This window comes from Nonomuraea sp. NPDC003709 (genome assembly GCF_040610775.1).
GTDB lineage: Bacteria > Actinomycetota > Actinomycetes > Streptosporangiales > Streptosporangiaceae > Nonomuraea > Nonomuraea angiospora_A.
This window is the reverse complement of the sequence record NZ_JBEXMW010000021.1, coordinates 197,267-218,972: the sequence shown is the minus strand read 5'-3', so window position 1 is coordinate 218,972 and position 21,706 is coordinate 197,267. Positions and strand designations below refer to the sequence as shown.

Genomic DNA, 21,706 nt, shown 5'->3' with positions numbered 1-21,706 from the left:
TGCTTGTCTCAGCTGACGTGACGACCGGCCGACTCGAGGCGATATCGTGACAAATTCGCACTCGCAACACGATTCCGGCCATGCGCCGTCCGTATGGGGCAAAGTCCCCCAGCGGAACAAGAACTTCACGGGTCGGGACGACCTCATCGAGAAGCTCCGTACGGGGCTCCAGTCCAAGGTCACTGCCGTCCTCCCCCAGGCACAGGACCAGTCTCAACCCGCGCCGCACGCTCTGCAAGGACTCGGCGGCGTGGGCAAGTCGCAGCTCGCGATCGAGTACGCCCACCGCTTCAGGCACGCCTATGACCTGGTGTGGTGGGTGCCGTCGGCGCAGACGATGCTGGTGAAGTCGTCGCTGGCCGGGTTGGCCCGGGAGTTGCATCTCAAGGTCGGTCCCCACAGCGTCGAGGACGCGGCCGAGGCGGCGCTGGACGCGCTGCGGCGCGGCGACCCGTACCGGAACTGGCTGTTGATCTTCGACAACGCCGAGACCCTGGACATCAACGACATCGTCCCGCGCGGCCCCGGCCACGTGCTGATCACCTCCCGCAACCACAGCTGGCAGGGCGTGGTCGACACCCTTCCCGTGGACGTGTTCGAGCGCGAGGAGAGCGTCGCGTTCCTGGTCAAGCGGGTGGGGCGGGCGATCGACCACGAGCAGGCCGACCGGCTGGCCGAGGCCCTCGGCGACCTGCCGCTGGCCCTGGAGCAGGCGGGCGCGCTGCAGGCCGAGTCGGGGATGTCGACCGATGAATATCTGCGGCTGCTGAAGAGGCAGACGACCCGGCTCCTGGGCGCCAACAAGCCGTCCGACTACCCGCTGTCGATGACGGCGGCCTGGGCCACCTCGGTGTCGCAGCTCAAGGCCAGGCTGCCCGACGCGGTCGAGCTGCTGCGCTGCTTCGCGTTCTTCGGGCCCGAGCCGATCCCGCGCGACCTGCTGGACGAGCTGCCCGAGGCGTACGCGGCCGGATCCAAGATCGCCGGCCTGCTGGCCGACCCGATCCAGCTCAGCCAGGTCATCCGGGAGCTGGGCAGGTACGCCCTGGTGCGGATCGACTCGGAGAGCCGTACGGTCCAGGTGCACCGGCTGGTCCAGGCGCTGCTGCGCGACGAGCTCGACGGCGACGAGGCCGACGCCTTCCGCCGCGAGGTCCACCTCCTGCTGTCGGCCTCGGTGGCCGACTACGAGCCGGACGACACCACGGCCTGGCCCCGCTACGCCAACCTCCTCGGCCACATCACCACGGCCGACGTCAAGGGCAGCCGCGACCCCAACGTCCGCAAGTTCGCGCTCAACATCATCCGCTACGTCTACACCTCGGGCGACTTCGCGTCGGCCCGCGAGCTGGTGCAGGAGTTCCTGGAGGCCTGGCGGGAGGACGGCGGCGAGGACGACCGCCACGTGCTCACCGCCCAGCGCCACTACGCGATCATCATCCGTGAGCTGGGCAGCATCGACGAGTCGTTCGAGCTGAACAAGGCTCTCATGGAACGGATGCGGCGCGTGCTCGGCGAGGGCGACGAGGAGACCCTGCTGCTCACCAACAGCCACGGCGCCGACCTGCGCAACCGCGGCGAGTTCGCGGAGGCGCGGGAGCACGACCAGGAATCGCTGAGCCGGCACGAGGCTGTCTTCGGCCGCTCGCACCGCCGCACCCTGCGCGCCATGAACAACCTCGCCCTCGACCACCTGCTGCTCGGCGACTACAAGGAGGCGCAGTCCCTGCACGCGCGCGTGCTCAAGCTGCAGCGGCAGGCCGGGTCGGGCGCGAGCCGCGCCAACGTGCTCTCCTCGATGAACAACCTCGCCCGCGTCGTACGTCTCCAGGGCCGCTACCGCGAGGCCTGCGACCTCGGCCAGGACGCCTACGACTTCGGTCTCCAGGAGCTGGGCCAGGAGCACCCCTGGACGCTGCGCTGCGCCAAGGACCTGTCGATCGCCAAACGCCGGGCGGGGCTCATCGAAGAGGCGCTCGAACTCGCCGACCGCACCTTCGAGGTGCAGAAACGCGGCACCAGCATCGACCACCCCGACACCCTGGCCGCCGCCCTCTGCCTGGCCAACGCCCAGCGGGCGGCCGACCAGGTGGACGACTCGCTGCGGCTGCTGCGGGACATCGTCTCCAGGTTCGCCAGCATGTACGGCGACGAGCACCCGTTCAAGTACGGCTGCGACAGCAACTTCGCCCTGCTGCTGCGGGTGAGCGGCAGCAAGGAGCAGGCTCGGGAGATCGACGAGGCGGCGCTGGCCGGGTTCGACCGGCGGCTCACGCGCAAGCACTACTTCTCCCTGACCTGCGCCATCAACCTCGCCAGCGACCTGGCCGAGGTGGGGTTGCACGAGGAGGCGCGGGTGCTCGGGGAGCAGACCCTGCTGGACCTGCGGGCCCTGTTCGGCGACGATCACCCGGTGACGCTGGCCGCCGGGGCCAACCTCGTCGTCGACCTGCTCGCCACGGGGGCCACGGAGGAGGCGGCGGCGCTGCGCGAGGACGTGCTGGATCGCTACGACCGGGTGCTCGGCCCCAACCATCCCGACGTGCTGGTGTCCCGCCGGGGCAACCGCCTCGACTTCGACTTCGACCCACCCGTTCTCTAGCCAGGGCCCGGGCTAGGCGGAGGGGGTGGGGACCGCGATCGCCGTCACGATCAGGCCGCCGCTCACCAGCCAGCGGCCCTCGAAGCGGGTCGGCCAGCCCGGGCCGTGGACCGCGATCTCGGCGGCGAAGGTCCCGGACGCGGCCGGCGGGTCTGGTGAGGGGGATGGGGAAGCAGTGAAGGTGACCGTGGCGTCCAGGAAGCCGAGCCACTGGCCCGTCAGCGGGTGCCACGCCTTGTAGATCGCTTCCTTGGCGCTGAACAGCAGGCGGCCCGGGTCCGGGATGTCCAGGAGGTCCAGGGCGGCGGCTTCCGCGGGGGTCGCGGTTCGTTCCAGGACGCCGCGGGGCATCAGGAGGTGGGGTTCGGCGTCGATGCCGATCGACAGGGCGCCGCACGCCACCGCCGCCGCCCGGTAGCCCGCGCAGTGCGTGATGCTGCCCACGACCCCGGGCGGCCAGGCGGGAGCGCCGCGCTCGCCGCGGAGGACGGGGCGGGGGGCCACGCCGAGCCGCCGTAGTGCCAGGTGGGCGCAGTGACGGGACGTACGGAACTCGCGCCGCCTCTTGTCCGCCGAGTCCGAAACGAGGGCTTCCTCCTCAGGGAAGAGCGTGATGTCCGGCGGGTCGCCGAAGAGCTCGGCGGTGGCGACCCACGAGGGCAGGATCTCATCGAGCATGGTGAACGCATTATCGTTCACGGTCTCGGCCGGGTCGCCCGGGCGAAGCGGTCGGTGAGGGCGCGGATGCGGTCGAGGAGTTCGGGCGGGTCGAGGACTTCGAAGTCGAACCCGGTGAGTCCGACATAGAGGGCGATCTCGTCGAGCGAGTCGGATCCCGTGTGCAGCAGGCAGGTGCGCTGGTCGATCGCCTCTATCCGGCCCGCCGTGGGGGACATGCCGGCGGCCGCCCGCTCGGCGGAGGTGTGGAGCAGGATCCGGGCCTGATGGCGGTACGGAGCCGACGCGACGGACTCGGAGACGTAACCCGCGACATCCTCGGCCGGCGCCGGGCGCGGGGTGAACCGCGGTCCGGAGGACGGCCGGCTCCCGATGCGGTCGACCCGGAAGGTCCGCCAGTCCTCGCGGCCGGTGTCCCAGGCCACGAGATACCAGCGGCGGGGGGTGTGCACGAGCCGATGGGGCTCGACGACGCGGGTGCTCGCCGTCTCGTCGCGGCTGCGGTAGGCGAAGCGCAGACGATCGTGATCGCGGCAGGCGGCGGCGATCGCGGTCAGCGTCTCCGGGTCCACCGTCGGTCCGGTGCCGGGCAGGGAAACGGTGACCGATTGCAGCGCCTCGACCCGGCGGCGCAGCCTGGACGGCAGCACCTGTTCGAGCTTGAGCAGCGCGCGTACCGACGTCTCCTCGATCCCCGCGACGGTGCCGACCGCGGCGCCACGGAGTCCGACGGCGACCGCCACGGCCTCCTCGTCGTCGAGCAGCAGCGGTGGGAGGGCCGCACCGGCGCCGAGGCGGTAGCCGCCCGCCGTGCCCGACGTGGATCCCACCGGATAGCCGAGGCTGCGCAGCTTGTCGATGTCGCGCCGGACGGTTCGTACGTCGACGTCCAGGCGCTCGGCGAGGTCGGCGCCGGACCAGTCGCGTCGCAGCTGAAGCAGCGACAGGAGCCGGAGCAGGCGCGCTGAGGTCTCCAACACAGTTCTCAGTCTGACGCCCCTTGAGGACAATAATCGTCCGCAAGGCGAATTAACGTCTGGCCCATGCACACCGAGAGCACCGAAATCCGGCCGTTCCGCATCGATATCCCGCAGTCCGACCTGGACGTCCTGCGGGACCGGCTGGCGCGTACCCGCTGGCCCGACGAGCTGCCCGACGTCGGCTGGACCTACGGCGTCCCCGTCGGCTACCTGAAGGGGCTGGCCGAGTACTGGCAGACCTCCTACGACTGGCGCGAGCACGAGAAGAGGCTCAACGACTTCCCGCAGTTCACCACCACGATCGACGGACAGAACATTCACTTCCTGCACGTCCGCTCACCCGAGCCGGACGCATTGCCGCTGATCATCACCCACGGGTGGCCGGGTTCGATCGTGGAGTTCATGGACGTCATCGGGCCGCTCACCGACCCCCGTGCGCATGGCGGCGACCCTGCCGACGCGTTCCACGTCATCGCCCCGTCCATCCCCGGGTTCGGCTTCTCCGGGCCGACGCGCGAGACAGGATGGGACATGTCCCGGATCGCCCGTGCCTGGGCGGAGCTGATGAGCCGGCTCGGCTATCAGCGGTACGGCGCCCAAGGCGGCGACACCGGCTCCGTGGTCTCTCCGGAGCTGGCCCGCATCGACTCCGAGCACGTCGTGGGCGTCCACGTCAACGGCAGCCTCGGATTCCCCACCGGGGATCCGGCAGAGCTGGCCGCCCTGAGCGAAGCCGAGCAGGAGCGGCTCGCCCGCCTGCAGCGGCAGATGGAGGAGGGCGCCGGGTACGCGATCATCCAGTCGACCCGTCCGCAGACACTGGGATTCGGGCTCGCCGACTCGCCGGTCGGGCAGCTCGCCTGGATCGTCGAGAAGTTCAAGGAGTGGACCGATCCGGCCGCCGAGCTCCCCGAGGACGCCGTCGATCGCGACCTGCTGCTCACCAACGTCAGCGTCTACTGGCTGACCGGTACGGCCACCTCGTCCGCCCGCCTCTACAAGGAGGGCAGGGCCGCTTGGGGGCGGCCGGCGACACGCTCCGAGGTGCCCGCCGGGGTGGCGGTGTTCCCCGGCGACTTCGGAGTCCGCTCCATCGCCGAGCGTGACAACAACGTCGTCCACTGGTCGGAGTTCGAGCGGGGCGGCCACTTCGCGGCGATGGAGGTCCCCCGGCTCCTGGTCGGAGACGTAAGGACGTTCTTCCGAGACCTCCGGTGACCCTTCGGAGAGTACTCCAAGGGATCAGGCCAGCGACTTCGTGAGTTCGTCGTGGACCCATGACGACAGCGTGGTCGGGGTGGTGGTCGCGGCGGTGCGGTCCTGCTCAGGGACGAAGCCGTCTCGCAGGCCGGTCGACATGCCCAGTACCGCTTCGGCAAGGCCGGGTGGCATACCGGCTTCGAGGTACTGGTCGTACATCGCCTGGTCGCTGATCTGCTCGACGGTGATGGGGCGTCCCAGCTCGGTGCTGAGGATGGACGCCACGTCGTTCCACGTCAGGTCGGCGAAGCCGTGGACCGCTTGGACGTGGCGACCGGACCACGCCGGGTTGAGGAGCACCGTCGCGGCGACCTCGGCGATGTCGCGCGGAGCGACCCAGCTCATCGGTGCGTCGAGAGGCAGGGCGACCTGCAGGGTGCCGGCGCGGAGGGCGTCGATCTGAAGCAGCAGGTTGGTGAAGAAGTAGCCGCAGCGCAGGTGGGTCACGTCGACGCCGGTCTCGTTCAGGGCCACTTCGGTGCCTGCCAGCCCGTCGATCTCACCGGCTCCGTGGCGCTTCTCCGCCCCGACGCTGCTCTGGAAGACGACCCGGCCGATGCTGTTACGGGTGACGGCCGCCGTGACGGCTTCGGTGGCGCGAGCGTAGCCGGCCAACGGATCGGCACCCGCCGCGGTGGGGTCAATCCAATAGATCGCCTCCACCTCCCGGGTCGCGGCGACGACCAGTTCCGTGTCCCAGGAGTCGGCCCGCACCACCTCGACGAAGTCGCGCAGGTCCGCGGGCAGACGGTCGGGTTGACGCATGAGTAGCCGGGGGCGGACACCGGCGCGCACGAGCGCGCGCGTCAGGTGCCGGCCGACGTTGCCATTGGGGGCGGTCACAGCAATCCGCATGAGCGGCCTCCTTCTGCATTGGGGCAGGTTGGAACGCTACGAGCAGAGGCGGCCTGTTCCCGTCCTCGTCTCCCGGCAGGATGGTTCCCATGGACGAGACACCGACGGCGCGCACCCTCCATCTGTTGTCTCTGCTTCGGAGCGGCGGTGACTGGCCCGCCGCGGACCTGGCGCAACGCCTCCGCGTGAGCGTCCGGACGGTGCGTCGTGACGCTCAACGTCTGCGAGAGCTCGGTTACGACGTGCGAGCCCGTCCCGGCCCCGGGAGTGCTTATCGGCTCCATCCCGGTGTCAAGATCCCACCGCTGCTCTTCACCGAGGACGAGATCAGCGTGATCATCGCCGGTCTCCGCGTGCTCGAGGCCTGGGTCCCCGACGACCCGGCCACATCGGCGGCACTGCTCAAACTCGACCAAGTGCTCCCACGAAGGCTGCGTCGACGGGCCGCCGCCACAGCCCTGGTCACCGAGGTCCTGCAACAGCCTGCGGCCGTCATCACCTCGGCCACGATCGGCGTCCTGGCCGACGCCGTCGCCGACAACACCCGGGTGCGGTTCCGATACACGGACCGGAACGGCGACCGATCGGAGCGCCTGATCGAGCCCTACCGGCACATCCTGCGGAATGGGCGCTGGTATCTGGTGGGTTTCGACGTGTGCCGAGCCGATTGGCGACTGTTCTGTATCGACCGCGTCCGCGACCTCACGCCCGTGCCCGGTGACTACGAGCCGCACACCTTTCCCGACCTCTCGATCGAGCGCTGGCTCACCAGCGACTTCGGGCGCGCCACTCCTACTGGGACGCGAACCGAATAGCCCGAGGCCATGTCCGGGGGATCGGGGACGGCCAAGGAGGGTGGTCCTTGGCCGTCCCGTGGTGTCATCGCAGGGCGTAGGCCCGGTTGACGGTCTGGGTGGTCGAGCCGCCCGCCGTGTCCGACGCCGTGACCCGCAGCGACACGAACCCGCTGGTCCGCGCCAGGGCGGGATGCGCCAGCTCCACGCGGAACCGCCCGTCGCCGTGCTTCCTGACCCGCGTCGCGGCCCGCCAGGTGGCCCCGTCGTCGACCGAGAACTCGACCGTGACCTGGTTGACGGCGGCCGCCCGGCGCACGGCCGAGTGCGCGCCGGCGCGCAGGTCGAACGCGAACGGCTCCCCGGCCGGGGCCCGGTTCAGCAGGTCGAGGGGCAGGTCGTAGGTGACCTGGACGGCCGGCTGGAACGCGCACCCCGCCCCGAACGAGCACGCGTACCCCCGGGGAGCCCCCGAGGACGGCGGCGGGGAGGAGGCGAAGCGCGCGGTGGTCGTGACCTTGCCGGACAGGGTGCGTCCCGAGGTGTCCACCGCCTCCACACGGTAGGACCCGGCGGCCCCCGTGAAGAATCGGGGACGCCAGCCCTGCGGGGCCAGCTCCTGATCGGCCGCGAACAGCCGGGGCGCCGAGGTGACCGGGCTCAGGTCGCTGTAGTGACGGGGGTCGGAGTCGCGCCACTGCTCGAAAGGTACGAACCGGTCGGAGTCCCGGCACAGCGCGCACGGCACCTTGACCGGGTACCCCGACGGCACGTCCGCGGCGCCAGGCACCAGCGGCGCCTTGAACCACTGCTCGGAGACCCGCCGGTCGTCACCGGCGAACCGGTCGTCGGAGTGCAGGACCAGCCCGTCGTTCGTGATCGTGCGGGACCACACCACGTCGTCGGACACGGGCCCGAAGTACTCGGTCCGGGTGAGCGGCATCCGCAGCGACCCGCCGTACGCCATCCGCCCCGGCTCCTCGCCGGCCGTCGACTCGCCGTACTCCCAGCCGCTGGTGTCCGGTTTGTCGGCATGGTAGGCGGCGTCGATCCGTACCAGCCGCCCCATGTCGACCTTGACGGGCCGCGCGGGCACCCGGCCGCGCGAGTCGAAGCGGAGGTGGTAGATCGCGCCCGGCCCCGCGTACGGTTCGAGCCGCAGCGACACCGGCCCCTTGGCCAGGGCGGACCGCAGCGAACGCCCCTCGGCGGCGTCCAGCCCCAGCCGCAGGGACCAGCCCTGTGGCACGCGGGCCCGCCCGCCGTCCACGTCGAGGAAGCCGATGACGCCCGCCGCGCCGCGCAGGGAGGCCTCGCGGCCGGCGTCGTCCATCTGGACGCTCGCGTTGACGTAGCCGCTCTCGACGGGGATCCCGACGAGCACGATCTTGCCGGAGACCTCCACCCCCGAGAAGTCCTCCGGCCGCCCCCTTCCGACCGAAACGACGGGGTAGGACGTGGTGGAGGTCAGCCTGCGCTGGGCCTCCACGTCGTAGGCGGGATGCAGGGCCAGCCCGCCCGCGGTGGCCGAGGTGAGCACGGGGGGCTCCAGGTTCCACTGGTGCGACAGCCGCACCTTGCCCGCCTTCACCGAGGACACCGGCGTGACGAACAGCTGCTGCCCGCCGCCCTGGACCCCGCCGTACAGCGAGACCGGCTGGCTGCGGTCGGTGAACGTGCGCACGTAGTACGCGTTCCCGCCCCCGTCCAGCGCCTTCGGCGTCCTCGGCCGGATCGGCGCCGTCCTGCGCGCGTCCAGGGTGACGGTCCGGTCCCCGTCGAGGTGGACGTTCTCGATCACCCAGCTCATACGGTTGCTGATCCGGGTCTCGTTGGCGACGCCGATCACCTCGTAGTCCCCGGCGGGCAGGGAGAACTCACCATTGCCCGAATAGTCGGTTCGCAGGTAGTAGTACCCGTACGGGTTGAACGGGTCCTCCGCGCTGTTCGCCCGCTTCAACGGGATCGCGTACACCAGGGGCTCGGCCTGGTAACCCGGGAAGAACTCCTTGGTCCCGTACGAGTTGACCAGCGACACCCCCAGCCGGTGCGTGGCGGGACCCGTGTAGTAGCTGAACGGCGTCACCAGCCGCACGTCGCCGCCGCTCGCCGTCACCCAGCCCCCGTACGCGCCGATCGGGCCGGCCGACGGGTCGGCGGTGAGGGAGACGGCGGCGGTGCCGTTCGCGGGCACGGTGACGCTCTGCGCGCCCAGCCTGACCGCCTTGTCCGGCGCGGGCCTGCCGCTCCAGCCGCGGGTGACGAGCGAGACGGCCAGCGTGACCGGCTCGGAGCCGAGGTTGCGGTACGTGACCTGCCTGGTGGCGGGCTTGCCGAGGAGCCGGAAGTCCACCACGGAGGTGGCGAACACGCTCTGGGTGACGGCGCGGGCCACGTCCACCCGGCCGCTGCCCTGCTCGAACCAGTTGTGCCCGTCGTTGCGCACGGCCGTCGAGGTCAGCGCGTCGCGCAGCTCGGCGGCCCGCCAGCCGGGATGCTGCTGGGCCAGGATCGCGGCGGCCCCGGCGACGTGCGGGGTGGCCATGGAGGTGCCGCTGAAGGTCGTGTACTTGTCGTCGCCCGGGATGCCGGGCAACGAGGAGTCGGCCGAGCGCGCGGCGACGATGTCCACGCCGGGGGCGACGATGTTCGGCTTGACGGCGGCGTCGTCCAGCCGCGGCCCCTTGCTGGAGAAGTCGGCCAGGGTGGTGCCGGTCTCCTTGTCCACCGCGCCCACGGCCAGCGCCTCGTCGGCCGCGGCCGGGACGCTCACGGTGAGCGGGTCCTCTTCGTTCCCGGCGGCCGTCACGAAGAGCGTGCCGTACTTCTTCGTGAGCTCGTTCAGCGCCTGGCTCATCGGGTCGGTGCCGTTGCCGCAGCAGGAGCCCAGGCTCATGTTGACCACGTCGGCGCCCTGCGCGGCGGCCCACTCCATGCCGGAGATGGCCCACGACCAGTCGCCCTGGCCGTTGTCCGCGAGGATCTTGCCGACCAGCAGGGACGCGGCCGGCGCCACGCCCTTGTACGTCGGGCCGGCGCCCGCGATCGTCGAGGCGACGTGCGTGCCGTGTCCGACCTTGTCGGTGATGCCGGCGGAGTCGGAGAAGTTCTCGCTGGCGAGAATGCGTCCGGCGAAGTCCGGGTGGGCGGCGTCGATCCCGGTGTCGAGGACGGCGACCTTGACCCCCTTGCCGTCGAACCCGCGCTCCCACCCGGCCGGCGCGCCGATGAGGGGCACGCTCTTGTCGAGCGAGGCCCGCGTCTTGCGGTCCAGCCAGATCTTGGAGATCGCGCCGCCGGTCAGTCTGGCGCCGGTGTTGAGCCCGGCCCAGAAGTCGTCGGCCCGGTCGGCGCGTACCGTGAGCGCGGCGCCGTTGACGCTGTCGAGCACCCGTACGTTCTCGCCGGCCGCCAGGGACCGGGCGGATCTGGCGAGCGCGGCGGGGGCGGGGTCGCCCGGGTAGGTGACGAGCAGCGGGATCGCCTCGACGCGCCGGTCCCGCGCCAGCGTCTCGACGTCGAACAGCTCCTCGTCCAGCGTCCCGGCGGCGACCATGGGGGCCGCGTCGGAGGGCAGGACCAGATATCCGCCGTCCTTGCCGGGCAGCGTGGCGAACGTGACGTCCGCGCCGTCGGGCCTGGGCGCCGGCCTGATGGCGATGGAGGGGACGCCGCCCTGCGACGGCGCGTACTCGACGACGTCGCCGGTGATGAGGGTGAGGGTGACCCGGGCCGGCTGGGTCTCAGCGGGCTCGGTGACCGCGGCTGCCGCCTGGTGGAGCGGCGTGAGCCCGGCGGCGAGCACGAGCGCCGAGCCCGATAACACCGCCGATAACCGCGTGTGAAATTTGGACAAGTTATGCCCTTTCGGTTGAGCGAGAGCACTTTCGGGAGCGCTCCCAAATTCTCCGAGAAGGGCCAGTATCCATCAGATGATCACACCGGGCTCAGGGGGGTCCGAGCCCGGTGGATCGAGCGGTCAGGTGCAGGTGGCGCCGTTGAGGGTGAAGGCCGGCGGCTTGGACGTGTTCCCCGTGTGGGTGGCCTGGAAGCCGAACGAGGCGGACGCGCCCGGGGCGACCGTGCCGTTGTAGCTGACGTTCCTGGCCGTGACCTGGCCGCTCGCGGGCGAGATCGTGGCGTTCCACGCGGAGGTGACGCTCTGGCCCGCGGGGAGCGTGAAGGTCAGCGCCCAGGAGGTGAGCTGGCTGGTGCCGGTGTTGGTGAGCGTGACCTCGGCTGTGAAGCCGGTGTTCCAGGAGTTCATCGCGTACGTGACCCGGCACGCCCCGGTCCCGGGCGTCGGGGTCGGTGTCGGGGTCGGCGTCGGGGTCGGCGTGGGCCCGCCGCCGCCCTGGTCAAGGCCGAAGAACGCGATCGCGGCGGCGGCCATCCCGCTCATCGGGACGTTGTGGCCGACGCCCTGGAGGCTGATCGCCTCGACGGGGGGCGTCAGGCCGGTGCCGCCGTACCTGGTCCTGTTCCAGCCGGACCGCGGCTGGTCGGTGCTGCTGGGCGTCTGGCTCAGGCCGTGGACGTTGGTCCACTGCTTGATCTCCTCCTGGAAGTTCGGGTACTGCAGCGTGGTGTCCGCGGTGCCGTGCCACACCTGCATGCGCGGGCGGGGGCCGCTGTAGCCGGGGTACGCGCCGCGTACGAGGTCGCCCCACTGCTGCGGCGTCTTGCTGACCTGGCCGTTGGCGCAGGCGCTGTTCCACATCGACCCGTCCGTGGTGGCGAAGCAGGCGAACGGCACCCCGGCGAACGCGGCGCCGGCCTTGAAGACGTCGGGGTAGTCGCCCAGCAGCACGTTCGTCATCATGGCGCCCGACGAGGCCCCGGTCACGAACGTGCGGTCGGGGTCGGTGCTGTAGCGCTGCTGCACGTACCTGACCATCGAGATGATGCCCACCGGGTCGCTGCCGCCGTCGTGCCGCAGCGCCTGCGGCGAGGAGACGTCGAAGCAGGAGCCGCTCCTGGTCGCGGACGGGTAGATCACGATGAACTTGTACCGGTCGGCCAGCGAGGCGAACTCCGTGCCGGAGTAGAAGGCCGGACCCGATCCCGTGCAGTAGTGCACGGCGACCAGGAGAGGTGGTCGGGTCCCGACGCCGTCCGGGACGTACAGGTGCATGCGCAGGTTTGTCGGGTTAGTGCCGAAGCCGGTCACCTCCGTCAGCTGTGCCGACGAGGCCGGTGGCGCGGTGATCAGCCCCGCGACGATGAGCGTCACGGCGGCGATCAAGGCACCCACGATCCGAGCTCTCACGTTCATCGGGTTCCTCTCGTTCGCCTGAAACATTGCGAGTGTGAAGAGAAACTTTCACGAACGCAATCGTTGCTGGTGGTGACCCGTCAGGTTAGCCAGGTGACCTGCGGCTAAGGATGAGGGCGGGTTGGCCGGGCGTGAAAGTTTCGGGCAGGTATGGCGCAAAAGAAATTTTCTAAACATGCGCCTAGGAAGAAAATAAATTCCCGAATCATCTTGACCTTGCCCGTTGACCATGGGAAAGCTGGGACCGGAGAGCCAAAGGTGAAAGGACCCCGATGGTCACAGTCCGCGCCTTCGCGTCCGGTGACGAGGTCTCCCTGGTGGACGCCTGGAACCGCAGCATGCCGGCCGATCCCGCCACCTCCGCCTGGTTCCGCGACTGCGTGTTGCTCGACCCCAACTTCGACCCCGAGGGCCTGCGCGTGGCCGTCTCCGACGGCCGGGTGGTGGGCTGCGCGTACGGCGTGCGCCGCCTGACCCCCCTGGCCCCGGGCACCGACCTGGAGCCGGACACCGGCTGGATCCCGTTCTTCTTCGTCGGCCCCGAGCATCGTGGCGGCGGGCTCGGGAGGCGGCTGGTGGGCGAGGCGCTGGCGTTCTTGGAGCGGGCCGGCCGGACGAAGGTCGATTTTTCGTCCTATACGCCGAACTATGTGCTCCCCGGGGCCGACTCCGAGCTCTACCCCGACGGTTACCGGCTCCTGAACGGGCTCGGCTTCCGGACCCTGTACTCGCCGGTCGCCATGGACCGGACGCTCGTCGGCTACGTGACCCCCGACGAGGTACGCGAGCTGCGCGCCGAGCGCGAGAGCGAGGGGTACGCTTTCCGCAACCCCACCGACGGCGAGCTGCCCGAGCTGATCCGCTTCGCGGCCGACGCCTTCAACCCTGACTGGGGCGAGGCGATCCGCCTGCACCGCGACCCCCGACGCATGGTCATCGCGAAAAAAGATCAAATAATGGGATTCGCTCTGTACGCGGCCTACCGCGGCATCCCCGAGCGCTTCGGCCCGTTCGGCGTCGACCCCGAGCAGCGCGGCACCGGCCTCGGCAAGATCCTCCTCCATCTCACCATGACCATGATGCGCGCCGAAGGGCTCCACTCGTCGTGGTTCCTCTGGACCGGCGAGGCGAGCCCGGCCGGCCGCCTTTACACCAAGGCGGGCTACCAGATCACCCGGCGCTTCCACGTGATGAGGAAGTCATGACCCACGTCCTGGCCATCGGGGCTCATGCGGGCGACCTGGACCTGACGGCGGGCGCCGTGCTCGCCCAGCACGTCCTGCGCGGTGACCGGGCCACGCTCCTCCACCTCACCCTCGGCGAACGCGGCCATCCCCGCATGCCCGTCCCCGACTACGCCAGGCAGAAGCGCGCGGAAGCCGAGACGTTCGCCGAGCGGATCGGCGCGGGCGTGCGCTTCCTCGACTACGAGGACGGCCTGCTGCCCGAGGACGAAGAGGTCAAGCTGCGCGTCGGCGACCTGATCAGGGAGCTGCGCCCGGACGTCATCCTGACCCATTGGAGCGCGTCCATCCACAAAGATCACGCTCGTACCCACCGGATCGTCGAGGACGCCCGCTTCTACGGCGGGCTCAAGACGCTCGAACGCGAGCACCCGGCCTACTGGGCGAGCGAGCTCTACTACGCCGACAACTGGGAGGACGCCGAGGGGTTCGTCCCTGACGTGTTCGTCGAGCTGACGGAGGAGGCGTACGAGCTCTGGTCACAGGCGATCACCGGGTACGCCTACGCCAGAGGCGAGACCTACGGCTTCCCGTACGTCGAGTACTACCGCGCGCTGACGATCGTGCGCGGCGCACCAGCCGGATTCGGCCGCGCCCAGGCCTTCGCCGCACCGAAGGGCTCGCGCGACCTCCGGACGAAGTATTTCGGAAAGGCCACCCCCCAATGAAACGCTGTCTGGCAGTACTCCTCGCCCTGGCCCTCGCAGGCTGTTCGAGCAGCGGCGGCCCCACCGGCAAGAACAGCACGAGCGCGCCCCCGCTGGTGATCCACGCCGTGGACGCGGGGACGTTCCAGGAGGACTTCAACCCGTACCACCTCGAAGGCGTGAACTTCGGCACGAGCGGGATGATCTACGAGACCCTCATGTACTTCAACAAGCTCAAGCCGGGAGAGATCGTCCCGTGGCTGGCGCTGAAGTACGAATGGTCGGACAAGGGCAAGTCGCTCACGTTCACCCTCCGCCCGGGGGTGAAGTGGACTGACGGGCAGCCCTTCACCGCCGACGACGTGGCCTTCACCTTCCAGATGCTGAAGGACCACGCGCAGCTCAACACGTCCGCGCTGGAGATCAAGGACGCGCGGGCGCTGGCTCCGGACAAGGTGCGTGTCGACTTCAAGACCACCTCGTACGCCAAGCTCTACAACATCGCCGGCGGCTCGCCCATCGTGCCCAAGCACCTGTGGGACAAGCAGCAGGACCCGGCGACGTTCACCAACGCCAAGCCGGTCGGCACCGGGCCGTACAAGCTGTCGAAGTTCTCGGCGCAGCTCTACGAGATGGAGAAGAACCCGTCCTACTGGCAGCCGGGCAAGCCGGAGGTGCCGCTGCTGCGCTTCCCGGCGTACACGGCCAATGCCCTGCAGACGGCGCTCCAGCAGGGTGAGGTGGACTGGGCGGGCGCGTTCGTGCCGGACATCCAGAAGATCTTCGTGCAGGGCAAGCCGGAGCAGAACAAGTTCTTCTTCCCGCCGGAGGGCCTGGTCTCGCTGCTGCCGAACCTGACCAACCCGGTCCTGGCCAAGCCGGAGGTACGGCAGGCGATGAGCCTCGCCATCGACCGGGACAAGATCGTCAGGGTGGCCGAGCGCGGCTACACCAAGGTCGCCCACCCGACAGGCGTGCCGATGCCGGGCGGCGAGGCGTACGTGCCGCCGCAGTACAAGGACGCCGCGTTCCAGGTGGACGTGGCCAAGGCCAAGGAACTGCTCAAGGGCGTGAACCCGGCCGAGCTGAAGTTCACGCTGCTGGTGCCGTCGCCGTTCACCGACTGGGTGAACGCCGCCCAGCTCATCAGGGAGGACCTGGCCAAGGTCGGCATCACGGTCGAGACCAGGGGCGTGGCCTTCCAGGACTGGGTGTCGAAGGTCGGCAAGGGCGACTACGAGCTGTCGATCAGGGGCGCCGAGGCCGGCCCGACCCCGTACTTCCAGATGCGCTTCATGCTCTTCGGCGGCCTGGCCAAGCCCGTCGGCGAGGCCGCGAGCGGCAACTACGAGCGGTGGAAGGATGCCGAGACCGACCGGCTGATCGAGGAGTACGCCGCCACCGACGACCTGGCCGAGCAGCAGAAGGCCACGCAGGGGCTGGGCCGGATCATGGTGGAGAAGCTGCCCCAGCTGCCGCTGTTCTACAGCCCGGGGTGGGCGCAGTTCCGGACCACCAAGTATGTCGGCTGGCCGTCGGAGCAGGATCCGTACGCGATGCCGTCGCCGTACGCCTCGCCCGACGCCGCGGTCGTGCTGCTGCACCTGAAGCCGGCCGTCAAGTGAGGTTCCTGGCCCGGCGGCTCGGCTTCTACCTGCTGACCGCCTGGGCCGCCGTCACGCTCAACTTCCTGATCCCCCGGCTCATGCCGGGGGACCCGGTGGAGCTGCTGGTGGCCCGGATGAAAGGCAACGTCGACCCGGCCGCCATCGACGCCATGCGGCGGGCGTTCGGCATCAGCGACGCGAACCTGTGGCAGCAGTATCTGGACTACCTGGGCAATCTCGCACAAGGGGAGCTGGGCCGCTCGATCACCTTCTTTCCCGCCGAAGTGTCCACGGTCATCGCCGGCAGCCTGCCGTGGACGGTCGGGCTCGTCGGGGTCGCCACCCTGATCAGCTACCTGATGGGCACCTCGCTGGGCGTGCTGATGGCGTGGAAGCGGGGCACCTGGCTCGACGGTGTGCTGCCGGCGGCCACGTTCATGCACGCGGTGCCGTACTTCTGGGTGGCGCTGGCGCTGGTGTTCGTCTTCGGGGTGACGCTGCAGTGGTTCCCCGTGTCGAGGGCGTACGGGCTGGACGTGATGCCCGGCTTCACCGGCGAGTTCGCCGGCAGCGTGGTCTACCACGCGGCGCTGCCCGCGGTGACGATCGTGGTCGCGTCGATGGCCGACCGGATCCTCGGCATGCGCAACGTCATGGTGACCACGCTCGGCGAGGACTACGTGGTGATGGCCGAGGCCAAGGGGCTGACCTCCAGGAGGGTCATGTGGGCGTACGCCGCCCGCAACGCGATCCTGCCGAACATCACCAGCTTCGCCCTGTCGCTCGGCTTCGTGGTGGGCGGCTCGGTGCTGACCGAGATCGTCTTCTCCTATCCCGGGATCGGGTCGATGCTCCTCAAAGGGGTGGAGAACGAGGACTTCCCGCTCATGCAGGGCATCTTCCTCGTCATCTCGCTGGCCGTGCTCGTCGCCAACTTCCTGGCCGACCTGGCGTACGTGGTGCTCGACCCGCGTACCAGGCAGGAGTCCGAATGAAGATCAAGATCGGCATCGGCATCCTCGTCTTCTTCACGCTGATGGCCGTGCTCGGGCCGCTGCTCATCGGCGCCGACCCGGCCGCGACCGGCGACGACGGGCTGCAGGGCCCGTCGGCCGCGCACTGGCTCGGCACCACGCAGACCGGGCAGGACATCCTCACCCAGATCGTGTACGGCGCCCGCGTCTCGATGGGCGTCGGCCTGCTGTCGGCGGTCATCGCCAACGTGATCGCGGTCGCGGTCGGCCTGGTCGGCGGCTATTTCGGCGGCGCGGTGGACGAGGTGCTGTCCGTGCTCACCAACATCTTCCTGGTGTTGCCCGCCCTGCCGCTGATCATCGTGCTGGCCGGCTACCTGCCGCAGCGCGGGGTCGCCTCCGTGGCCGTGGTGATCGCGGTCACCGGCTGGGCCTGGGGCGCGCGGGTGCTGCGGGCGCAGACCCTGTCCGTACGGCGGCGCGACTTCGTCCAGGCCGCGCGGGCGAGCGGCGAGGGGGGATTGCGGATCATCTTCTTCGAGATCCTGCCCGTGCTGCTGCCCGTCATCGCCACCAGCTTCCTGGCCACCGTGGTCGCGGCGATCCTGGCCGAGGCCGGGCTGTCGTTCCTCGGCCTGGCCGACCTGTCCACCGTGAGCTGGGGCAGCATGCTCTATTTCGCGCAGAACGGCCAGGCGCTGCTCATCGGGGCCTGGTGGTGGTTCATCCCGCCCGGCCTGTGCATCGCGCTCATCGGCACCGGGCTCGCGCTGGTGAACTTCGGCATCGACGAGATCGCCAACCCCCGGTTGCGAACGGTCAAGGTGAAGGCCCGCACATGAACGTCCTGGAGATCCGCGACCTGAGCGTCGACTACCTGTCCGGCAGCGGCACCGTGCACGCCGTCGCCGACGTCTCCCTCGACCTGCGCCGCGGCGAGGTGCTGGGCCTGGCGGGGGAGAGCGGCAGCGGCAAGTCCACGCTGGCCAACGCCGTCGCCCGGCTGCTGCGGCCGCCCGCCGCGATCACCTCGGGCTCGGTCGTCTACCGCCGCCAGGACGGCTCGTCGGTCGACGTGCTCGGGCTCGGGAAGAGCGAGCTCAGGGCCTTCCGCTGGAAGGAGCTGGCCGTCGTCTTCCAGAGCGCCATGAACGCCCTCAATCCGGTCAGCACCGTCGGCGCCCAGATCGACGACGTCCTGCGCGTCCACGTTCCGGGGATGTCGCGCGGCGACCGTACGGAGCGGGCGGTCGAGCTGCTGCGGCGCGTCGGCATCAGCGCCGACAGGCGGCGCTCCTACCCGCACGAGCTGTCCGGCGGCATGCGGCAGCGCGCCGCCATCGCCATCGCGCTCGCGCTCAACCCCGAGATCATCATCATGGACGAGCCGACGACCGCGCTCGACGTGGTGGTCCAGCGCGACATCCTCCACGAGATCAGGGAGCTCAGGCAGGAGTACGGCTTCGCGGTCGTGTTCATCACGCACGATCTGTCGCTGCTCATGGAGATCTCCGACCGGATCGCCATCATGTACGCGGGCCGGGTCGTGGAGACCGCGTCCGCCAAGGCCATCCACAAGTCGCCGCGGCATCCGTACACGCTGGGGCTGCTCCGCTCGTTCCCGCGCCTGCACGGGCCGCGCGAGGAGCTGCTGGGCATCCCCGGCAGCCCGCCCGACCTGAGGTCGCCGCCGCCGGGATGCGCGTTCCACCCGCGGTGCGGGGTGGCGGTGGCGGCGTGCTCCTCGGTCCTGCCCGAGCTCGAAGGCGATGTCGCGTGCCTGCTGAACGGCGGCCGCGGTCTGGAGGACGCGTCATGATCGTCCTGGAGGGACGGAACCTCACCAAGCATTTCACCGCGGCCCGAGGTCCCCGAGGCCGCTTCGGCAGGCGGCCGCCGGTGCGGGCCGTCGAGGACGTGTCGATCGCGCTGCGGGCCGGGACGGTGTCGGCGCTGGTGGGGGAGAGCGGCTGCGGCAAGAGCACCGTGGCGCGGCTGCTGGCGCAGGTCTATCCGGCCACGTCGGGCGAGGTGCTGCTGCGCGGCGAGCCGGTGCGCGCCCACCGCGGGGCGGCGTTCAGGGACTTCCGGCGGCAGGTGCAGCTCATCTTCCAGGACCCGTTCGCCTCGCTGAACCCCTTCCACCGGGTGCGTTACCACCTGGCCAGGCCGCTGCGCATCCACGGACACGTCCGCTCGGACGCGGAGGAACGCGCACAGGTCGCCGAGCTGCTCGAACGCGTCAGCCTCACGCCGGTCGAGCAGTTCATGGACAAGCTGCCGCACGAGCTGTCCGGCGGGCAGCGGCAGCGGGTGGCCATCGCGCGGGCGCTGGCGGTGCGGCCCGTCGCGCTGATCGCCGACGAGCCCGTGTCGATGCTGGACGTGTCGATCAGGCTCGGGGTGCTGCGGCTGCTGGAGGGGCTGGCGAGGGAGAGCGGGCTGGCGCTCCTGTACATCACGCACGACATCGCCGGCGCCCGCTACTTCGCCGAGGACATCACGGTCATGTACGCGGGACGGCTGATCGAGAGCGGGCCGAGCGAGGAGCTCACGCAGTCGGCGCGGCACCCGTACACGCGGCTGCTGCTGGAGTCGGCGCCGGATCCCGACCGGGTGGCGGCGCCGGAGGTCACGCGGCACGGCGAGCCGCCGAGCCTGATCGATCCGCCGGGCGGGTGCCGGTTCCATCCGCGCTGCCCGGTGGCGCTGCCGGTGTGCTCGGAGGAGGCGCCCGCGCGTACCGCGCTGGGGGACGGCCACTGGACGCACTGCTGGCAGGTGGAAGCGGCGGCTCAGGCGGGGAGATAGGCGCGGCGGCTCAGACGGCGGGGAGCGACGGCTCAGGTAGAGCGGCGGCTCAGGCGTGGCGGTAGCGGGCGGCGAGCTCGGTGGCGGTGGCGGCCATGCGGTCGCGCAGCTCGGCGGGGGCGAGCACCTCGGCGTCCGTGCCCAGCCGCAGGAACTCGGCGAGCGCGTGCTCGATCGACTCGATCGGCACCGTGACCCGCGTCCAGCCCTCCTCGTCGGGCGGCTGCGCGCTCTCCCTGGCCGCCGCCACCACGCCGGGGGTCATGAGGTTGGGCACGCGTTCGACGCCGCGCGGCGACAGCCGGAGCACCGCCTCCCCCCGCCGCAGCCGGGCCTCGAACTCGGCCAGGTACCCCTGCCAGTAAGCCGCCAAGTCGAAGCCGTCCGGCCTGGTGAAGCCCTCGGGGAGCGGGTGCAGGTCGAGGATCTGCGAGACGCGGTAGGTGCGCACGTCCTCGCCCGCCCGCGCGACGAGATACCACCGCCCGGCCTTGACGACCAGCCCGTACGGGTCCAGCCGCCGCTCCACCTCCTGGGGCGCCTTCCAGCGGCGGTATCTGACCTGGATGCGGCGCTCGTTCCAGACGGCGTCGGCCACGGCGGGCAGGTAGGTCACCGGCTCCTGGTCGCGGTACCAGGTGGGCGCGTCGAGATGGAAGCGCTCCTGGATGCGCCCGGCGCGGTCGCGGAGTTCCACGGGCAGCGCCGCCATGAGCTTGAGCTGCGCGGCCGTGACCACCGCGCCCAGCCCCAGCTCCGCCGCCGGACCCGGCAGGCCGGCCAGGAACAGCGACTCGGCCTCGTCGGTCGTCAGCCCGGTGAGCCGGGTGCGATAGCCGTCGAGCAGCTGGTAGCCGCCCTTCGGGCCCGCGTCGCCGTACAGGGGGATGCCGGCGGAGTGGAGGGACTCGACGTCGCGGTAGATGGTGCGTACCGAGACCTCCAGCCGCTCGGCCAGATCCTGCGCGGTCATCCGGCCGCGCGTCTGCAGGAGCAGGAGGATCGAGACGAGGCGGGAGGCACGCACATTCACTGACACTACCTGTCAGTGACCACCGCCTAGCGTCGCCCGCATGAACGATTTCGACTTTTTCGCCGGCCACTGGAACGTCGACAACCGCAGGCTCGTGAAGGCGCTCGCCGGCAGCGACGAATGGGACGAGTTCCCCGGCCGTTCGGTCGCCAGCCGGCACTTCGACGGGGCGGCCAGCTTCGACGAGATCACGTTCCCGACCAAGGGGTCCAGCGGGCTGACCGTGCGCGTGTACAACCCCGAGTCGCGGCAGTGGGCCATCTACTGGGCCAGCAGCACGAGGGGCACGCTCGACAGCTCGCCCATGGTGGGCGAGTTCGAGGGGGGCCGGGGCGAGTTCTACGGGGAGGAGACGTATGAGGGCAGGCAGGTGCGGTGCCGGTTCATCTGGACGGTGCTCGGCCCGGACGCGGCCCGCTGGGAGCAGGCGTACTCGGCGGACGACGGCCTGACCTGGGAGACGAACTGGACGATGGACTTCAGCCGGGCCTAGGCGCCGGAGCGGGCCCACAGGATCGCCGCCACCGCGACGGCCGCGATCAGCAGCACCAGCGACCCGGCCACGATCGCCCAGCACCAGGCCGATCGAGGCGGCTTGGTCTCGTAGTGGGACACGTCGGGCAGCATGTCCGGCGTGTAGGGGAGCCGCTGCGTGGAGGGCGGATCCTGCGGACGCCCGGGCCGGGGCACGCGCACGGTCGGCGGAGCCGGGGGTGGCGGCACGCGCACGGTCGGAGGGTCCTGCGGGGGCGGGTGTCCGTGCCGCGGTGGCGGGACCTGTCCGGGAGGTCCCTGCCGGGTGGGCTGGGTCGGGAAGGGCGGGCGGTGCCTGATCGTCTGGTGGGGGTCCTGGCCCTGCGGGTCAGGTTGCTCTCGAGTCATGATCTCCTCAGGAGCCGCTGCGGAGCGTGGGGGCGTGCCCTCCCATTGTCACACTTCGCCGGGG

General features: G+C 70.5%; 18 protein-coding genes. 11 read left to right on the top strand and 7 right to left on the bottom strand.

The genetic code is table 11. The annotated features are described in order from the left end of the window. The first annotated feature begins 46 nt into the window (after positions 1-46). Entirely contained in the window at positions 47-2,602 is a 2,556-nt protein-coding gene (gene fxsT / locus ABZX61_RS47395; RefSeq protein ID WP_355204995.1) for an FxSxx-COOH system tetratricopeptide repeat protein, read from the top strand. Positions 2,603-2,614: 12 nt separating this feature from the next. Here the strand turns inward: fxsT and ABZX61_RS47390 are convergent, their stop codons facing one another. After that, positions 2,615-3,280, bottom strand: coding sequence for a 4'-phosphopantetheinyl transferase superfamily protein (locus ABZX61_RS47390; protein ID WP_355204992.1), 666 nt, complete (start codon positions 3,278-3,280; stop codon positions 2,615-2,617). A 17-nt stretch (positions 3,281-3,297) separates the two neighbouring features. Next, positions 3,298-4,260 carry a YafY family protein gene (locus tag ABZX61_RS47385; RefSeq protein ID WP_355204989.1) on the bottom strand — a complete coding sequence of 321 codons (963 nt, stop codon included), beginning with the start codon at positions 4,258-4,260 and terminating at the stop codon, positions 3,298-3,300. Positions 4,261-4,323: 63 nt separating this feature from the next. Between ABZX61_RS47385 and ABZX61_RS47380 the strand changes: the two genes are divergently transcribed. Then, positions 4,324-5,478, top strand: coding sequence for an epoxide hydrolase family protein (locus ABZX61_RS47380; RefSeq protein ID WP_355204986.1), 1,155 nt, complete (start codon positions 4,324-4,326; stop codon positions 5,476-5,478). Positions 5,479-5,502: 24 nt separating this feature from the next. Here ABZX61_RS47380 and ABZX61_RS47375 read toward each other — a convergent pair whose 3' ends face one another. Next, a complete protein-coding gene (locus ABZX61_RS47375; RefSeq protein WP_355204983.1) occupies positions 5,503-6,375 on the bottom strand; it encodes an NAD(P)H-binding protein in 873 nt (290 codons plus the stop codon). 89 nt (positions 6,376-6,464) lie between these two features. Here ABZX61_RS47375 and ABZX61_RS47370 point away from each other — a divergent pair, with 89 nt between their 5' ends. Further along, complete coding sequence (locus ABZX61_RS47370; RefSeq protein ID WP_355204980.1) at positions 6,465-7,190, top strand: WYL domain-containing protein; 726 nt, start codon at positions 6,465-6,467, stop codon at positions 7,188-7,190. A 64-nt stretch (positions 7,191-7,254) separates the two neighbouring features. On the opposite strand, the gene ABZX61_RS47365 is transcribed toward ABZX61_RS47370, so the two are convergent. After that, complete coding sequence (locus ABZX61_RS47365; RefSeq protein WP_355204977.1) at positions 7,255-11,025, bottom strand: S8 family serine peptidase; 3,771 nt, start codon at positions 11,023-11,025, stop codon at positions 7,255-7,257. A 123-nt stretch (positions 11,026-11,148) separates the two neighbouring features. Beyond that, positions 11,149-12,444, bottom strand: a complete 1,296-nt coding sequence (locus ABZX61_RS47360) for a PHB depolymerase family esterase (RefSeq protein ID WP_355204974.1) — start codon at positions 12,442-12,444, stop codon at positions 11,149-11,151. Between the two features lie 272 nt (positions 12,445-12,716). Here ABZX61_RS47360 and ABZX61_RS47355 point away from each other — a divergent pair, with 272 nt between their 5' ends. Genes ABZX61_RS47355 through ABZX61_RS47325 form a run of 7 tightly spaced genes read left to right on the top strand, consistent with a single transcriptional unit; the run spans position 12,717 to position 19,727 of the window. Beyond that, positions 12,717-13,649: a GNAT family N-acetyltransferase gene (locus ABZX61_RS47355; RefSeq protein ID WP_355204972.1), complete on the top strand. Its 933-nt coding sequence runs from the start codon at positions 12,717-12,719 to the stop codon at positions 13,647-13,649. Continuing rightward, positions 13,646-14,356 (top strand): PIG-L family deacetylase, encoded by a 711-nt coding sequence (locus tag ABZX61_RS47350; RefSeq protein WP_355204969.1) that lies wholly within the window; start codon positions 13,646-13,648, stop codon positions 14,354-14,356. The genes ABZX61_RS47355 and ABZX61_RS47350 overlap by 4 nt, the downstream gene beginning before the upstream one ends. Then, positions 14,353-15,960, top strand: a complete 1,608-nt coding sequence (locus tag ABZX61_RS47345; RefSeq protein WP_355204966.1) for an ABC transporter substrate-binding protein — start codon at positions 14,353-14,355, stop codon at positions 15,958-15,960. The genes ABZX61_RS47350 and ABZX61_RS47345 overlap by 4 nt, the downstream gene beginning before the upstream one ends. Next, complete coding sequence (locus tag ABZX61_RS47340) at positions 15,957-16,937, top strand: ABC transporter permease (protein WP_355204964.1); 981 nt, start codon at positions 15,957-15,959, stop codon at positions 16,935-16,937. Before ABZX61_RS47345 ends, ABZX61_RS47340 begins: the two co-directional genes overlap by 4 nt. Then, entirely contained in the window at positions 16,934-17,758 is an 825-nt protein-coding gene (locus ABZX61_RS47335) for an ABC transporter permease (protein WP_355204961.1), read from the top strand. The genes ABZX61_RS47340 and ABZX61_RS47335 overlap by 4 nt, the downstream gene beginning before the upstream one ends. Beyond that, positions 17,755-18,735: an ABC transporter ATP-binding protein gene (locus tag ABZX61_RS47330; protein WP_355204959.1), complete on the top strand. Its 981-nt coding sequence runs from the start codon at positions 17,755-17,757 to the stop codon at positions 18,733-18,735. Before ABZX61_RS47335 ends, ABZX61_RS47330 begins: the two co-directional genes overlap by 4 nt. Continuing rightward, entirely contained in the window at positions 18,732-19,727 is a 996-nt protein-coding gene (locus ABZX61_RS47325) for an ABC transporter ATP-binding protein (protein WP_355204956.1), read from the top strand. The genes ABZX61_RS47330 and ABZX61_RS47325 overlap by 4 nt, the downstream gene beginning before the upstream one ends. Before the next feature lie 49 nt (positions 19,728-19,776). On the opposite strand, the gene ABZX61_RS47320 is transcribed toward ABZX61_RS47325, so the two are convergent. Continuing rightward, positions 19,777-20,754 (bottom strand): YafY family protein, encoded by a 978-nt coding sequence (locus ABZX61_RS47320; RefSeq protein WP_355204953.1) that lies wholly within the window; start codon positions 20,752-20,754, stop codon positions 19,777-19,779. A 46-nt stretch (positions 20,755-20,800) separates the two neighbouring features. Here ABZX61_RS47320 and ABZX61_RS47315 point away from each other — a divergent pair, with 46 nt between their 5' ends. Further along, a complete protein-coding gene (locus ABZX61_RS47315) occupies positions 20,801-21,253 on the top strand; it encodes a hypothetical protein (protein WP_355204950.1) in 453 nt (150 codons plus the stop codon). On the opposite strand, the gene ABZX61_RS47310 is transcribed toward ABZX61_RS47315, so the two are convergent. Continuing rightward, a complete protein-coding gene (locus ABZX61_RS47310; protein WP_355204948.1) occupies positions 21,250-21,642 on the bottom strand; it encodes a hypothetical protein in 393 nt (130 codons plus the stop codon). The genes ABZX61_RS47315 and ABZX61_RS47310 overlap by 4 nt on opposite strands. Positions 21,643-21,706 lie beyond the last annotated feature (64 nt).

Coding starts and splice junctions, on each gene's coding strand:
- ABZX61_RS47390 (WP_355204992.1), bottom strand. CDS start 3,280: ATGCTCGATGAGATCCTGCCCTCGTGGGTCGCCACCGCCGAGCTCTTC.
- ABZX61_RS47380 (WP_355204986.1), top strand. CDS start 4,324: ATGCACACCGAGAGCACCGAAATCCGGCCGTTCCGCATCGATATCCCG.
- ABZX61_RS47375 (WP_355204983.1), bottom strand. CDS start 6,375: ATGCGGATTGCTGTGACCGCCCCCAATGGCAACGTCGGCCGGCACCTG.
- ABZX61_RS47370 (WP_355204980.1), top strand. CDS start 6,465: ATGGACGAGACACCGACGGCGCGCACCCTCCATCTGTTGTCTCTGCTT.
- ABZX61_RS47360 (WP_355204974.1), bottom strand. CDS start 12,444: ATGAACGTGAGAGCTCGGATCGTGGGTGCCTTGATCGCCGCCGTGACG.
- ABZX61_RS47355 (WP_355204972.1), top strand. CDS start 12,717: ATGGTCACAGTCCGCGCCTTCGCGTCCGGTGACGAGGTCTCCCTGGTG.
- ABZX61_RS47350 (WP_355204969.1), top strand. CDS start 13,646: ATGACCCACGTCCTGGCCATCGGGGCTCATGCGGGCGACCTGGACCTG.
- ABZX61_RS47345 (WP_355204966.1), top strand. CDS start 14,353: ATGAAACGCTGTCTGGCAGTACTCCTCGCCCTGGCCCTCGCAGGCTGT.
- ABZX61_RS47335 (WP_355204961.1), top strand. CDS start 16,934: ATGAAGATCAAGATCGGCATCGGCATCCTCGTCTTCTTCACGCTGATG.
- ABZX61_RS47330 (WP_355204959.1), top strand. CDS start 17,755: ATGAACGTCCTGGAGATCCGCGACCTGAGCGTCGACTACCTGTCCGGC.
- ABZX61_RS47325 (WP_355204956.1), top strand. CDS start 18,732: ATGATCGTCCTGGAGGGACGGAACCTCACCAAGCATTTCACCGCGGCC.
- ABZX61_RS47315 (WP_355204950.1), top strand. CDS start 20,801: ATGAACGATTTCGACTTTTTCGCCGGCCACTGGAACGTCGACAACCGC.
- ABZX61_RS47310 (WP_355204948.1), bottom strand. CDS start 21,642: ATGACTCGAGAGCAACCTGACCCGCAGGGCCAGGACCCCCACCAGACG.